Source organism: Lacisediminihabitans sp. H27-G8, from assembly GCF_046156175.1.
Classification (GTDB): Bacteria; Actinomycetota; Actinomycetes; order Actinomycetales; family Microbacteriaceae; genus Lacisediminihabitans.
Genome location: NZ_JAYLVL010000004.1, coordinates 169,765 through 183,549, shown reverse-complemented (window position 1 = coordinate 183,549; position 13,785 = coordinate 169,765). Strand labels below are relative to the sequence as shown.

17 protein-coding genes and 1 tRNA gene are annotated in these 13,785 nt (G+C 62.2%); 13 read left to right on the top strand and 5 right to left on the bottom strand.

Annotated features, from left to right (window positions below):
• The first annotated feature begins 18 nt into the window (after nucleotides 1–18).
• The 13 genes from VLI63_RS13830 (at nucleotide 19) to VLI63_RS13770 (ending at nucleotide 9,225) form a co-directional block, all read left to right on the top strand.
• The gene (locus tag VLI63_RS13830; protein WP_409157443.1) at nucleotides 19–276 is read left to right on the top strand and encodes a hypothetical protein; all 258 of its coding nucleotides are present in this window, start codon (nucleotides 19–21) and stop codon (nucleotides 274–276) included.
• A gap of 19 nt (nucleotides 277–295) precedes the next feature.
• Nucleotides 296–526 carry a hypothetical protein gene (locus VLI63_RS13825; RefSeq protein ID WP_409157442.1) on the top strand — a complete coding sequence of 77 codons (231 nt, stop codon included), beginning with the start codon at nucleotides 296–298 and terminating at the stop codon, nucleotides 524–526.
• The gene (locus VLI63_RS13820; protein ID WP_409157441.1) at nucleotides 523–948 is read left to right on the top strand and encodes a hypothetical protein; all 426 of its coding nucleotides are present in this window, start codon (nucleotides 523–525) and stop codon (nucleotides 946–948) included. The genes VLI63_RS13825 and VLI63_RS13820 overlap by 4 nt, the downstream gene beginning before the upstream one ends.
• 61 nt (nucleotides 949–1,009) lie before the next feature.
• Nucleotides 1,010–1,471 carry a hypothetical protein gene (locus tag VLI63_RS13815; RefSeq protein WP_409157440.1) on the top strand — a complete coding sequence of 154 codons (462 nt, stop codon included), beginning with the start codon at nucleotides 1,010–1,012 and terminating at the stop codon, nucleotides 1,469–1,471.
• Nucleotides 1,468–2,097, top strand: a complete 630-nt coding sequence (locus VLI63_RS13810; RefSeq protein WP_409157439.1) for a hypothetical protein — start codon at nucleotides 1,468–1,470, stop codon at nucleotides 2,095–2,097. The genes VLI63_RS13815 and VLI63_RS13810 overlap by 4 nt, the downstream gene beginning before the upstream one ends.
• A complete protein-coding gene (locus VLI63_RS13805) occupies nucleotides 2,094–2,708 on the top strand; it encodes a hypothetical protein (protein ID WP_409157438.1) in 615 nt (204 codons plus the stop codon). The genes VLI63_RS13810 and VLI63_RS13805 overlap by 4 nt, the downstream gene beginning before the upstream one ends.
• Nucleotides 2,709–3,081: 373 nt before the next feature.
• Nucleotides 3,082–3,291 carry an excisionase family DNA-binding protein gene (locus tag VLI63_RS13800; protein WP_409157437.1) on the top strand — a complete coding sequence of 70 codons (210 nt, stop codon included), beginning with the start codon at nucleotides 3,082–3,084 and terminating at the stop codon, nucleotides 3,289–3,291.
• Between the two features lie 198 nt (nucleotides 3,292–3,489).
• Complete coding sequence (locus VLI63_RS13795; protein WP_409157436.1) at nucleotides 3,490–5,448, top strand: AAA family ATPase; 1,959 nt, start codon at nucleotides 3,490–3,492, stop codon at nucleotides 5,446–5,448.
• Nucleotides 5,445–6,119 carry a hypothetical protein gene (locus VLI63_RS13790; protein WP_409157435.1) on the top strand — a complete coding sequence of 225 codons (675 nt, stop codon included), beginning with the start codon at nucleotides 5,445–5,447 and terminating at the stop codon, nucleotides 6,117–6,119. The genes VLI63_RS13795 and VLI63_RS13790 overlap by 4 nt, the downstream gene beginning before the upstream one ends.
• A 201-nt stretch (nucleotides 6,120–6,320) precedes the next feature.
• Complete coding sequence (locus tag VLI63_RS13785) at nucleotides 6,321–6,611, top strand: hypothetical protein (RefSeq protein WP_409157434.1); 291 nt, start codon at nucleotides 6,321–6,323, stop codon at nucleotides 6,609–6,611.
• Nucleotides 6,608–7,471: a recombinase family protein gene (locus VLI63_RS13780; RefSeq protein WP_409157433.1), complete on the top strand. Its 864-nt coding sequence runs from the start codon at nucleotides 6,608–6,610 to the stop codon at nucleotides 7,469–7,471. Before VLI63_RS13785 ends, VLI63_RS13780 begins: the two co-directional genes overlap by 4 nt.
• A 234-nt stretch (nucleotides 7,472–7,705) precedes the next feature.
• Nucleotides 7,706–7,963, top strand: a complete 258-nt coding sequence (locus tag VLI63_RS13775; RefSeq protein ID WP_409157432.1) for a hypothetical protein — start codon at nucleotides 7,706–7,708, stop codon at nucleotides 7,961–7,963.
• Nucleotides 7,960–9,225: a tyrosine-type recombinase/integrase gene (locus VLI63_RS13770; protein ID WP_409157431.1), complete on the top strand. Its 1,266-nt coding sequence runs from the start codon at nucleotides 7,960–7,962 to the stop codon at nucleotides 9,223–9,225. The genes VLI63_RS13775 and VLI63_RS13770 overlap by 4 nt, the downstream gene beginning before the upstream one ends.
• Here the strand turns inward: VLI63_RS13770 and VLI63_RS13765 are convergent.
• From VLI63_RS13765 to VLI63_RS13745, 5 genes are all read right to left on the bottom strand, one after another.
• Nucleotides 9,108–9,800, bottom strand: a complete 693-nt coding sequence (locus VLI63_RS13765; RefSeq protein ID WP_409157430.1) for a DUF4145 domain-containing protein — start codon at nucleotides 9,798–9,800, stop codon at nucleotides 9,108–9,110. The two genes, VLI63_RS13770 and VLI63_RS13765, sit on opposite strands and share 118 nt — an antisense overlap.
• A 114-nt stretch (nucleotides 9,801–9,914) precedes the next feature.
• Nucleotides 9,915–9,987 (bottom strand) — tRNA-Thr (locus VLI63_RS13760).
• Nucleotides 9,988–10,030: 43 nt separating this feature from the next.
• Entirely contained in the window at nucleotides 10,031–10,672 is a 642-nt protein-coding gene (locus VLI63_RS13755; RefSeq protein WP_409157429.1) for a TetR/AcrR family transcriptional regulator, read from the bottom strand.
• A gap of 49 nt (nucleotides 10,673–10,721) precedes the next feature.
• The gene (locus VLI63_RS13750) at nucleotides 10,722–12,251 is read right to left on the bottom strand and encodes an alpha/beta hydrolase (protein WP_409157428.1); all 1,530 of its coding nucleotides are present in this window, start codon (nucleotides 12,249–12,251) and stop codon (nucleotides 10,722–10,724) included.
• On the bottom strand, nucleotides 12,245–13,783 hold the full coding sequence (locus VLI63_RS13745; protein ID WP_409157427.1) for an alpha/beta hydrolase: 1,539 nt from the start codon (nucleotides 13,781–13,783) through the stop codon (nucleotides 12,245–12,247). The genes VLI63_RS13750 and VLI63_RS13745 overlap by 7 nt, the downstream gene beginning before the upstream one ends.
• Nucleotides 13,784–13,785 lie beyond the last annotated feature (2 nt).

Below are 13,785 nucleotides of genomic sequence, written 5' to 3'. Positions count from 1 at the left end.
CTCTCCAACAGAAAGTGAGTGAAACTCATGGGACGACGAGGGCAGCAAGCCGGAGACAACTCGGTAGTGCTCGAAACCACCATCTCGCCCGACCTCGACAACGCCCTGACGCAGCTCGTTGCGCTGAGCGGGGTGAGCAAGGCGACGCTCGTGCGCAACGGATTGCACACCTTCCTGTCGGGAGTGGGGGTGCTCTATCCGGAGCTGAACGACACCCTCAGCCCGACAAAAACCTCTGGTCGCACGCGCGTCCAGAAGGCCACCTTCACCGAATAAGGAGCAACGAATCATGTCCATGGAACTACCCAAATATCCGGCGGGAGCGGGACCGGCCATCGGGCACCGGCTCCGGCAGCGGCGACAGGAGACGGCAGCAGCCCGCGCCGACCTGAGCTACGAGCTGGCGAAGCTCGAAGACCAGGCCGCGACCACCTTCGCCGACCTCGACGCTCGGGAAGCCACTCGGCAGCGGCTCACCGGGTTGGCCCGAGAGCAGCGCGAAGTAAACCGAGGGGCAAGGCGATGAAGGACAATCCGCATGTGGCTCGGCTGAACGCCCGAGCGCGCAAGTACAACAACTCCGCCGACGAGCGCGCTGCGGTCACCGCAGTAGACGAGGCCGTGTTCGACAAGGTCCGACAGGTCGAGGCGTGGACCGTCGAGAACGCAAACACCTTCTTGGCCGCGAGTCAGGGGTCGCTCTCTGAGGCTGCCCAACTTTCCGATGAGATGTCTGCCCTCCGCAACGACCTGGACTACACCGACCGGGTCGCCCCTCGCGAAGCTGGAGCGCGCTACGCGGTGTTGCAGTCACGGGTAGCGGAAGTGAACGCCAAGCTCGACCGCATCGACCGCGAGAGCGAATGGCTAGAGGAGAAGGCTGCGGACCCGTATGCCAACTACCTCGGCATGCTCGAAAAGTTCCCCGTCCTCCGACCGGACCTATAGCCCCTCAACGCAGGAAGCCCCCAGCTGACGAGGCCGGGGGCTTCCAAGGAAGGTTTCAGAAATGAGCAACGTTCAATACTCTACCCCAGCGACCACTATGGGCGCGTACTACGAGCGATCAGCATGGGTCCAGTTCAACCTTGTTGAGCTTCTCGCCCCGCTGGTCACCCCTACTCGGCACCTGACTGATACCGAAAAGTCCACGTTGCGGGTGGTCGTGCCGAATCTCGCCGACCTACCCGCAGGTAACTCGATCCTGAACGAGGCGCAATACCGGCTCTGCCTGATGGAACAGCGCGGCTGGCTCCACGGCACGAGCGGTCACGAACTGGCCTCGATCCTGCAACGTCTCGGCTGGCCGGAGCACCCGGCGAAGCTCAACCGACGCGGGTGGGAGGTGCTCCGGCAGTTAGACGAACTGGACATGGTCCAGATTTGGATCTCTGCGGAGGCCTCCCTCGCAGACCCGATGCACCGCCGCACGATGCGACTGCACGCCCGTTGCTTGGAGCTAGTGCGATGAGCTGGAACGAAACGATTGCGCGACTCTACAAGGAGCACGACTATCCGGTGGTCGCGCCGTACCGGTTGGAGCACCCGTTCAACGCCGCTCTGATCAATGCCCTGTTCCGGATGTTCCGAGACGAGACCTGGGAGTCCATCGGCGACCTTCGGTCGGCCGTGGTGTCGACGTGGGTCGAGACTGCGTCGCCTACGACGCTGATGGCTCCGGACGTGTGGAGGGAGATGTTCGCGGTGACCGGGCAGATAGAGCACGGGCGCTACCTCCCCACCGAGCCAATGGCCGTCTACCGCAGTGCAAATATCGAGTCGTCTAAGGGTTGGTCGTGGGCGGTAGACCCGTCCTGCACCTTCCACTCTCCGCTTATGCCGAAGCCAAGTCGCGTTGATTTCGATCTTGCGATGAGCCGCATGCCGGATATGTATTGGTGGAAGACAACCGTACAACCGGAGCAAATTCTCATCACGACTGCCTTCGGGCACCCGACCACCCGTAGTGGAGTCGTCCTCCGAGAGCGCACTACAGACGAGATCGTTATCGACCCTCGCACTATCGAGCACATCGAAAGAGTGCCGATAGAGGAGATTCGCGCCTACTTCGACGACCCCGAGGAGGATCGCGCATGACCTGGAACGAAACAATCGGTCGCCTCTACGCCGAGCACGGTGCAACGGACGACTTCGACCGAGCACTCATCGCGGCACTGGTCAATCTGCTCGACTCTGGGATTGACCCGCGCAGCCGAGAGGTGCACGAGGCTGTAGTCCGAACGTGGATCGGCATCATGTCCCCGATACAGGCTAAGCCGAGACCGTTCTGGAGGCAGCTATTCGCCTCCACTGGGCCAATCGAATTTCACCGCCCGATCCCCTCGGAGCCGACTGTGGCCTATCGAGTCGCGTTGCCAGATTGGGCGCGCGGGTGGTCGTGGTCTGCGGACCCCAGATCAGGGATGTACTCGGAGACGATGGGCCTCGAACAGAACTTCGACTTACAGCGCTGGTGGACGCCGAAGCAACGCTGGTATCGAACAACACTCCACCCGAGCGCGATACTCGCAGCAGTTCCGGACGGCCTACCGGTCCTCTGGCGCGGGACAATCCGCCCCTCTATAGACGAATTCGTGGTCGACCAAGATCAGCTCGGCGTCATCGAGAAAGTGCCGACCAGTGAGATGCGCGAAATGTTCTTCGCCGAAAAGGCAAAACCTCTTAATCCACTTTTGATCTCGGAATAGCGCTCCGAAGCCGCCTTTAAGCGCGCCAGATGCCATCCGAGGTAGCATTGATTTAGCCCGGTTCGCCGGAGACACGAAACACACGCGAAGCCAAGAAACTAGAGATATCCCAGCAGGGCACAACTAAATATCCACACTTATATCTGTGGTCGCACCCGTGATGTGCGAAGCGATGTGAACCTCCGGACAATGAGCAAGCCGGACTGAAGGTGCACAACGAACCCTCATCACCAGCAGATAGAACGGCATTCGCCCGGTCCTCAGGACTTCAGAGCGTACGAGACGAAGTGAAACCTCAGTTAGCACTCGCTAACGGAGCTTTCCTGCTCGTGCGCTCTTTCGCGTTTAACGAGCCTCCTTTCTAGGACAGGCCATGCCAAACGAATCATCCACTCTCCCGCCGAACAAAATCTGGTTCGACTACGACACCGCGCCCGAGTATCTCGGCATCTCGCAGCGCGCCCTAAAGCGGCTCATGGAGCAGCACCGCATCGAATACACGCGCCTTGGACGCAAAACACTGTGGAGCCAGTCTCAGCTGGACAACTTTGTCGAGTCTTGCGCCGTCAGCCCCAGTAAGTAGTCGGCTGTGAGCAACACATATCCAGCAGCCACAGCAGACGAGACGAAGCTGGCTTCCGCAACAGAGTGCACACGCTCGGGACCGTTGCAGTGGTCGGACGGACTCTGCCCGAACTGTGGTCGTCGCAAGTTCGGCTTCCGCCGTGGTGACAAGCGACCCATAGCTGCGAACTGCTTCCACTGCGCCGCCAACGGAGAAATGCGGGAAGTCCTCGACGCTATCGCCGTTATCGGTATCGACCGGACGAAGGTCATCAAGACTCGGAGCAAGGCGGAACCCGCCTTCGAGCTTCCCGAACCCCTCGAAGATCAGAATAAGCCGTTCGAGTGGCACGACCCCTTTATGCAGGGGCGATACCCCGACCAGATGGAGTGGTTGCAGGTCGCTCGCGGCCTGACCTTGGGAAGCATCGAGCAGCGACGGATCGGATACGACAGCCAGCGGTACACCTTCCCGATCCGCTACCGAGGTAAGTGGCGCAACGTGCGGCGCTATCTCCCCGGTGGTGATCCGAAGTGGCTACAGCTGCCCGGTCACGGTGCTGCGTTGCTCTATCCGACAGAGGTGTTGGCCGGCAACACAGACCCGGTCCTGCTCTGCGAAGGCGAACTCGACGCCATTCTCGCGCAACAGCAGAGCGAGGGCTTGTTCGTCGCAGTGACCGGGACAGGAGGTGCCGGGGTCGCCCCTAAGGACCTTTCTCCGCTGGCGGGTCGAGAGGTGTTCGTGGCCTACGACCTGGACGACCCCGGGAGGAAGGGCGCAGCCAAAATCCTGCCTCTCTTGATTGCGGCTGGTGCGGTAGCGCGCATCATCGATCTGGAGTCGCTAGGGCTGTCCGCAGACCCCGGCGACAAGTCGGCTCCGGACATTACCGACTTCTTCATGCTCGGTGGCACAGCCGAAATTCTCCACACCGAGATGGTCCGGCTACGTGAGGCCGTCCCCGAAGAAGTCGCGAAGAACTCCGTGCTCGCGAAAGCGACTTCTTCCGGAAACTCGGGGACTTCTTCAGGAGTGACCCGAGCGGTGTTGCGGAGGGCGTCGGAGATCAAGTCCCGGCTGCAAAAGTTCCTCTGGAGGCCACGTTTGCCTCTCGGGACTCTCAGCTTGTTTGCGGGACGCGGAGGCGTGGGTAAGTCGACCTTCGCGATCTGGGTAGCGGTGGAGGCGCAGCACGGGCGACTCCCGGGTGACCTTCTGGGCGAGAAGATGACCGTCCTCTATGTCAGCGTCGAGGACCACTGGGAGACACAGATGGTGCCGAGGCTCGTCGCTGCGGGGGCAGACCTCGACCGGTTCTACAAATTGGATATCGAGTACACCGAGGACAACGTCACTCACGAGCGCATCCCCAACCTTCCCGAAGACACACAACTCATAAAAGAGAAGATCATCGAGAGCGGCGCACGGCTCGTGATCATCGACCCGATTACATCGACAATCTCTGGCGACGATCACAAGCGCGAAGTGGTTAGAGCGGTTCTGGACCCGTTGGCGCAGATAGCTGGCGAAACCGACTCGGTAATCATCGGCATCATGCACTTCAACAAGGGCATCGGCAACGCCAGCGACAAGCTCTCCGGTTCGCATGCGTACCGAGATACGGCGCGATCGGTTCTGCTGTTCGCCCGGGATGAGGACTCGGACCAGATAGTCATGTCGCAGGACAAGACCAACTACGCCGAGGCCGACGACCAGTCCCTCGCGTACCGGCTAGTAGACACAGCAGTGGACCTGGACGACGGCAACATCGGTCGCGTAGCGCGGGTGGAGATTATCGGCAACGTCAGCACCTCCGTAAACCAGATCATCAACCGCCCACAAGGGCAGGACTCTGACGTAGTGCAGTGGCTAAACGAATTCATGGCGGAGATGGGCGCGCCGGTCGCCGCGCAAGTCGTGCTGGATACCGGAGCGGCTGAGGGGTTCACCAAGACACAGCTCACTCGCGCTCGTAAGCGCGCTCATCCAACGGTCGTCACGCGCAAGACCGGTATGGACGGGGGATGGGAGTGGTCCTACGAAGAAATCGCCCGTCCTGAAGAAATCCCCGAAATACCAGAAGAAGTCGGAATTTTGAACGGAGAGTTCTTCGCGACTTCTTCAGCCGAGGCACCAACAACAGAAACAGAAAGTGGAGATGTGGAGAAATGACGGAGAAGAAGAAGTACATACGGAGAGTGGAGCAACCTGAAGGTGGGGCAAACCTGAAGGTAGACCTGCAGAGCAAGTATCTGGCCCCGGGACGGAAGTGTTCTGCAACCAGCAAAGCCACCGGCGAGCGATGCGGCAGATGGGCGTCGCTCGGTATGGCGGTGTGTGTCGTCCATGGAGGTGCAACACGCCGTGCCAAGACCGCCGCTGCCAAGCGCATCGCTGAGGCTTCCGGTTACGCAGCAGACATGCTGGCTGAGTTCATGGCCGACCCGAAGGTGGACCTTAAGACTCGAACTCAGATCGCGCAGGACCTTCTCACTCGGGCCGGAGTCAACGGCAAGCAGGAGATTGAGGTGCAGGTCGGGATGATGCCGAAGTGGGAAGCCGACTTGCAGGAGTTGTTTGTCGTCTACCCCGACGGACCCGCAACGCCGACGAAAAATGAGGTTGTCGAGGATGCGGTGATCGTGCCGGATGAGCAGGCGGCGATTGAGGCGGCGCACGACGCCCTCAGCGAGCAACTGGAGCGGCAACGGACCTTGCGCAAGAAGCAGGGGTACTCCGGTGCCCCGGTCGCCCCGCCGACGGTGAAGGCCAGAGCCGTCGTGCGCAACCGACCTCCTCGGCAGACGCGGGACGTCTCCGGACCAGACATCGACGGACGCTGAGGCTCCCTCAGTCCCAGGCGCTCACAGCGAGGCCCAAATGCGGCTGTTTGCCTCGGATCTCAGGCAACGGTCTGACCGGATGATTTCTACCTCGGCAAACGGACGATTTTGGGCCTTGTAGTGAATCCAGCCGACCTGGCGTTCGATTCATTCCGCGTGATGACGACCGTCACCCCGCGTAAATCACCGAAGGAGAACGCCATGACCAACAACAAGATTGCCCCTCGCGCAGCACACGCCGCCAAGCCGATCAGCCCTCTCATGTCCGAGTACATCGCATGGCTGAAGGCTGAGACCGGGTACGACGTGGACCCCATGTCGGTGCAGCTTTCGGGCGTGCTGCGCGGGACGTTCCAGAAGAGCGCCGGGAACCAGAAGCGCATCGCCGCTATCGCCACCCGCAAGGCAGCCGCCGAGAAGACCCGTGCCGAGCGGAAGGCCGCAGCCGCGCAGGTCGAGAAGGCCGCGCCAGCTAAGCCGGTGACCAAATGAAAGTCGCGTCAGGTCCGGTCGCGCCGAGTTCTCAATTGGAAGATTCCGCGCATGAGCATGACCACTCCCACTCCTGTGAACGCCCAACCGAAAGGGGTACGGACGAGATAAACGAGAACCAGCCCCACCAAAAAGAGAACCGCGCTAATCGCGATAAAGACGATAAGTCCAGAGCGACTGTTCATACCTTGCACGGTACTCGCATGCTGGGGTATCTCCGAGTGTCGAAGGCCGACCGTACCAAAAGTGAACGGCTCGGTCTCGACGCTCAGCGCGCCGCGATAGTCGCTGCTGCCAGTGCCAAAGGCTGGGAGATTGTCGACTGGTACGAGGACGACGGTGTTTCCGGTAAGTCCACAGACCGACCCGGTTTGCAGGCGGCGCTGCGCCTGCTGGCGCGCCCCAGGACCCGCAACGTGGACGGTCTCGTCGCCGCCAAGCTGGACCGGCTCTCCCGTTCCGTTATCGACTTCGGCACCCTGCTCGACCTGTCCCGAAAGCAGAAGTGGTCTTTGGCCGTCCTCGACTTCGACCTCGATACCAGCACAGCGACGGGCCGCATGATCGCCGGGATTGTGGTGCAGTTTGCCCAGTTCGAGCGAGAGGTTATCGGCGAGCGCACCCGCGCAGCCCTCGCCGTCGCCAAGGCCAACGGTGCACAACTCGGTAAGCCCTCCCCGCTGTCCGACGACGTGAAGAGTCAGATCCGCACTCTGCACTCGCAGGAAAAGCTGTCGGCTTCGGCTATCGCCCGTCGGCTGAGTGCAGACGGCATCCCCACTGCACGCGGCGGTCACTGGCACCACTCGGTAATCGCGGCTTTCCTCCGCAGAGACGCGGTGCACCTTGCCGAGGTCTAGAACGGAGCGAATCCTCGCTGTCGAGTTGAAGATCGGAGACGTGTTCTTTGAGTCACCCGGCAACGCAGCCCGAGTGTTCGAACGCAATGCCACGGGTCGCGGTGTGCACCTTCGCGCTCGGTACGTGTGGACTCCGGTGACCGAGTACGCGTGGCGAATCAGCTTCAAGAACGACCACCCAGTCACCCGCGTGACTCCAATGACCACCACCAAGCACAACAGAAAGCAGAAATCATGACCACCTACACCGCAACGCCCGTCTCCGCCCTCGCCCCCGGCAACAGGGTCCGCGCCCTCGCGACGGTAGGACCTTCCGTATCGCTCCCGGGAGCCGAGGAGTACCCCTGGACCGTCGCGCGGATCGACCGGATTGACGTTCTCGGTACCTTGCAGGTCTGGGCACACCCATACGGATCGTCTATCTCCCGCGTCTCCCCGGCGCTCTACGGCACCTTCTACCCCGACGCGACAGTGCTGGTGGCGGACGCATGAGTCATATCCGCACGGTCACCCGCGCCAGCGGCCTCGCCTACGAGGTTCGCTGGAAAGAAGGTGCAGTCTTCAAGCAGCGCACCTTCCTGACCGAAGAAGCCGCTGTGGACTTCTCGCACGAGGTCCGCTTGGAGAAGCGCGACGGCGGCACTACAGCTCACCTCGCCCGCACTGGACGGAAGTTCGCTGACGTCGCGGCTGCGTCTGTGGAGGTTTCGTCCTCCCGGCTGAAGCCGAAGACAGCGGGACAGTATGAATTGGCTTACCGGCTGCACATCAACCCAACCTTCGGGCACCGCCCTATCAACGCGATCACCTCTATGGAGGTTGAGCGCTGGCTACGGGGTATGGAGACGAAGGTCTCCGAGCACACCGGCAGACCCCTCGCCCCGGCATCCGTTCTGGGGGCGTATGTCGCGCTGTCGAAGGCATTCGGCTACGCCCTGAAGCACCGACTCATCGCAACGAATCCCTGCGCTGTAGTCGACAAGCCGCGCCTCCGGCACAGCGAGCCGATCTTCCTCCAGCCCGAGCAGGTCGAAGCCATCGCCACTGAACTCGACAAGGTCGCACCGTACGGTCTGGTGGTGCGGTTCGCCGCGCAGAGCGGACTGAGGGCTGGGGAGTTGGCCGCGCTACGCATCCGCGACGTCAACTTTCTCCGTGGGCATGTGGAGGTGCGGCGGACGCTCCAGCGAGTGAAGGGCGGCTGGGCCTACGGCTCGCCTAAGTCAGTGCGGTCGACTCGGGACGTGCCGCTCCCCCGTGGGCTACTGATGGACCTTGCCGGGTTTCTGGAGGGACACCCGCAACGGGCCAATCCGGATGCGCTGGTCTGGCCGGGGCGCATCGCCGGGAACGGTCCTCGGCACGGGCGACTGGACTACGGGCTCCAGTTCGACGTGGGGAGCGTGTATCGGTACTACTTCAAGCCCGCGCTGGTGAGGCTCGGGCTACCTGCCGTGCGCTGGCACGACCTCCGCCATTACTACGCGAGCGCCTGTGCCGCAGCCGGTATCGAGATTCGCAAGGTGAGCCGCTGGATGGGGCACGCCAACATCAACACCACAGACTCGATCTACACGCACCTGTTCAACGGCGACAACACCACGGACATGGACAAGCTGGAGGCGCTTAGAGGCAATCACTCCGGAACAGCGTCCACCGCTTCCGTAGCGGCAATTACCGCTTCGGCGATGCTCTCCTCAGCTGCCAGCTCTTCCAGCTCTCCAGGTACTTCGAAGAGGTTTCGCAAAACTTGAGTGGTGAATCGAAGGGAGCGCTCTACCTCGGCCGACGTGAGCCTAATGTCTGTGTAGTGCGCTCCTGTATTTCCGATCTTCCTGATATGGCTGAGCAGACCTTTGAAGTCCTGCGTTATGTAGCCTTCGGTAAGAAGTTTATTCACGGCGTTAGCAAGATTTCGTTCGATGATCCCCTTATGTGCCGCCGCTGCCTCTAGCGTCTTACGCAACTGGACTGCCGCGGCATCGGGTACGCCTGCGTTGAGGACTCTTTGCGCGTCCTCAAAGAACGATCTGACGTCATCAGGAAGGTGTTTGACGGTAAGGCCAACGTCTGTCCCATCGGGCAGTACCGACAGCACAGCGATATCCGACTGATCATGAATCTGAGAGGACCCAGAGCTGACTTGCAAATACATGGCCATCGAAACGATGGTGACGTTGCCGCATTTGGGGCACGAGAGGGCTGCCCATGAGTGTTGTGAGCCCTTTGCGTCCGCCACTGTGAAATCCGACCAATGAACGTTCATCGCTACGGCCCGCGTGCCGCACCATCCACAGTCGCGGAATCGGACCTCAGCAAATTTAGTCATGGGACCATTGTGGCCGACAAGATCACTAACCGACAGACCCTCAGCGAGGGGTTCCGGAGGGGATGCAATCCGAGAGAGTCGAGGCGATGGGGCTTGGATCCCAACGTTTACCGGAGCCGCCTGTCAGAATCGAACTGACGACCTTCTCATTACGAGTGAGATGCTCTACCGACTGAGCTAAGGCGGCGTGCACGCGAGTTCTCGCGGGCAACGCATGAAAGCTTAGCCGATCAGACGGCGGGTGCTGGCGCGAGGATACGGCCCAGCTCCTCGAACGAATCCTTGAGCCTCTCGCTGAGTGTGCTCCCGCGTTCGTTGTCCGCCCAGCACACCCAGGCGTGCTTCATAGTTCCGAATGCCACGTTCGTGATGAGTCGGGATCTGCTGAGGAGCAGATCGGAATCCGCGGCGAGCGCCGGGTCATCCGCCACCAGGCGAAGGGCGACGATCTCGCGCAGCCGGTCCTCGTATTCGCGCATCGCCGCCATGCGCATGGCGAACAGCTGGGGATAGTCCTTCAGCAGGCTCCGGCGCTTCAGCATCAGCTCCGAGTCGGTGGATCGTCCCTCGACGGCCGCGGAGAGAAGAGCCCCCAGTCCGTCGAATACGGTGCCGCTCGAGGAGTTCACGTAGGCCGCCACAGCATCGGCCGCGGGAAGCTCGGGCGTCTCACCGACGAGCGCGGACTCCTTGGACGCGAAATAATTGAAGAAGGTGCGCGGGGAGATGTCGGCGATGCGACTGATCTCGTCGACTGTCACCTTGTCGATGCCCTTTTCGTCGACGAGGTCGAGCGCCGCCATCTCGATCGCCCGCGCCGTGGCGAGGCGCTTACGCTCGCGCAGTCCCGCATGGGCATGGTCGAGTGTCATGCCCACATTGTTGCATTCTCTGCAATTATGCACAAACTGATCAGCCCGCTCATCCGGTGCACAGCGGGTCTTTCTTGGGGACTGTTCCCGACAGGAAGTACCGATCGACGGTGTTGTCGATGCAGGGGATCCCGCGGTTGTAGGCAGTGTGCCCCTCGCCCGTTCGGGTCACGAGATGCGCGCTCTGCAGCTGCTTGGAGAGCGCGACACCCCACTGGTACGGTGTCGCCGGATCCCCCGTGGAGGAGAGGATGAGTACGGGCGCGGCGCCGGCGCCGGTCACCACGGGCGGCGCCGCGCGGTTGTGGAACGGCCAGTTCTCGCACGTCACATCGCCGATCACAGAGGGGCGCGTCAGGGTCGGAGCCGCCTGCACGAGCTGGGCGCTCTCGCTCGCGAGCACAGCCGGATCCGTCTCGGTCGGATAGTCGAGGCATCCGATCGCGATGAAGGCCTCGAGCGAGTTGTCCTTGTAGCTGCCGTCGGTATTTCGGCCGTTGTACGAGTCGGCCAGGAGGAAAGCCGTGTCTGTCGTGCCCTTCCTGATCTCGCTGAACATGTCGCTCAGATAGGGCCACGACGACTTGTCGTACAGCGCCGAATTGATCGCCGTGTCGAGCAGGTTCTGGTCGAGAACCCGCCCATCCGGGGCATCGATCGGCGTGGTGGTGAGGCGGTCGTAGAGAGCCGAGATCTTCGCGAGGCTGTCGTCGACCGAGCCCGGGAATGGACAGTTCTTCGTCGATGGGCAGTCGGCGAGGTAGGCCTTGAGCGCCTTCTCGAATCCGGTGGACTGGGTGAGGCTGATGTCGAAGATCGAGAGTGTCGAGTCGGTGGAACCGTCGAGCACGACATGACCCACCTTCTTCGCGAACCGGTCGATGTAATACATGCCGATGTCACTGCCGTAGGAGTAGCCGAGGTAGTTGAGCTTCGTATCCCCCACCACCGCACGCAGCATGTCGAGGTCGTGCACGGTGCTCTGGGTGTCGACGAACTGCAGGGCCGGGCCGGTGTTCTTGAGGCAGGATGCCGCGAAGTCCTTCGACTGGTCGGTCACTTCCGTGACCCAGGCGGGGCTGTTCACCGGGTTCTTGGCGACCCCGTAGATGAACCGGTCGAGCTTCTTGTCATCGTAGCAGGTGACGGGAGCAGACCGGCCGACTCCCCGCGGGTCCCATCCGATCACGTCGTAGCTCTTCTGCAGGGTCTTCGACACCGCGTAGTCGAGGTCGTCGTGCACCAGGTCGTAGCCGGAGGCCCCGGGGCCACCCGGATTCACGAAGAGCGAACCGAGGCGGGTGCCGGTGGCGGATGCCCGGGTGAGAGCCAGCGAGATGTCGGTGGACTTCGAGGGGTGGTCCCAGTCCATCGGTGCCGTCGCAGTGGCGCACTGCTGACTCTGGCCGCAGCTCTTCCAGTCGAGAACCTGGTGATAGTAGGGGGCTTCCGCCGCCGGCACCTTCTCGCCGGTGGGCATCGAGCGGTGCTCGACGCTCGGAAAGAGTGTGGTCGTGCACCCCCCGAGAAACAACATCCCGACCGCGATGACGGCAAGGGTCACGGACTTCCTCAACACTGCGGATCCTTCTTCGGCACGGTTCCCCGGACGAAGAATTCGTCGACGGCGTTGTTCACGCAGGAATTGGACTTGTTGTAGGCCGTGTGGCCTTCGCCCTTGTAGGTGACGAGATGGCCATTCTGCAGCTCTTTCGCGAGTGCCTTCGCCCAGACATAGGGGGTCGCCGGGTCGTTCGTGGTGCCAACGACGAGGATGGGCGCCGAACCATCCGCGGCGATCGGACCGCGCTGGCGGGTGGGCTGGAACGGCCAGGACGCACAGGAGGTGTCATACGAGAGCTGCGGCCCCAGGGTGGGGGCGAGGGCGGCCAGCCGTGCGGCATCCGCTCTCAGGCTCGCATCGGTGGTGGACTCGGCTGCGTAGTCGAGGCAGTTGATGCCGATGAAGGCCTCGGTGGAGTTGTCTTTGTACGTGCCCTTGGCCGTGCGGCCGTAATAGCTGTCGGCCAGCTGGAAGGCCACAGTGGGATCGCCCTGCATCACCGAGCTGAACAACTGCGAGAGGTACGGCCAGTTCGTCTTGTTGTAGAGCGGGAAGATGATCGCGTTGAACATCACGCTGCTGGAGAGCTCGCGGCCGTCGTCCGCGCGCAGTGGGCTGGCATTCAGGCTGTCGAGCAGGGAGCGAATGTCGGTCATGGCGCTGCCGACGGACCCGCTGAACGGGCAGTCCTTGCCGGTGAGGCAGTCCTTGATGTAGGCCCGCAGCGCGCTCTCGAAGCCCTGCGCCTGGGTCGCCCCCACCTCGAAACTGGTGGTCGCCGGATCGAGGGCACCGTCGAGCACCAGGTGGCCGGTCTTCTTCGGGTAGAGCTCGGCATAGGTGGCGCCGAGCAGGGTGCCGTAGGAGTAGCCGAGATAGTTGAGCTTCTTGTCGCCGAGCGTGGCGCGCAACAGGTCGAGATCGCGGGCGGCACTGTCGGTGTCGATGAAACCGAGCAGGTCACCGGTGTACTTGAGGCAGGCCGCACCGAACGCGGTATTGCTGGCCCGTTGGTCGGCGATCCAGGCATCGGAGCCGAAGGGATTGGGCGAGACACCGAAGAGGAACTTGTCCATCTCTGCGGGGTCCTGGTAGCACTTGACCGCCGAGGACTTGTTGACCCCGCGCGGGTCGAAGCCCACGATGTCGTAGTTCTGCCGGAGCTTTGCGTCGACCGCGTAGTCGAGGCTGTCGCGGATGAAGTCGTAGCCGGAGCCGCCCGGACCCCCCGGGTTGACCAGGAGCGAACCGATGGCCGTGCCGGTGGCGGTCTTGCGGATGAGCGCGAGATCGATCGACTTGGCCGCCGGATTCTTCCAGTCCATCGGCGCCTTGGCGGTCGCACACTGGAAGTCGCCGCCCTCGCAGGACTTCCACGTCAGCACCTGGCTGTAGAAGGGTTCGAGATCCGTGGCCACGGTCTCGCTGGTGGGAGTGGACTTCGTGGCGGGCGTCTTCGGCAGGAACGACGCGACACAACCACTGAGCGGAAGGATGACGGCGAGCGCAGCCGCAATGAACAGCGTGCGGGTGGTTCTGGTGGTCACGG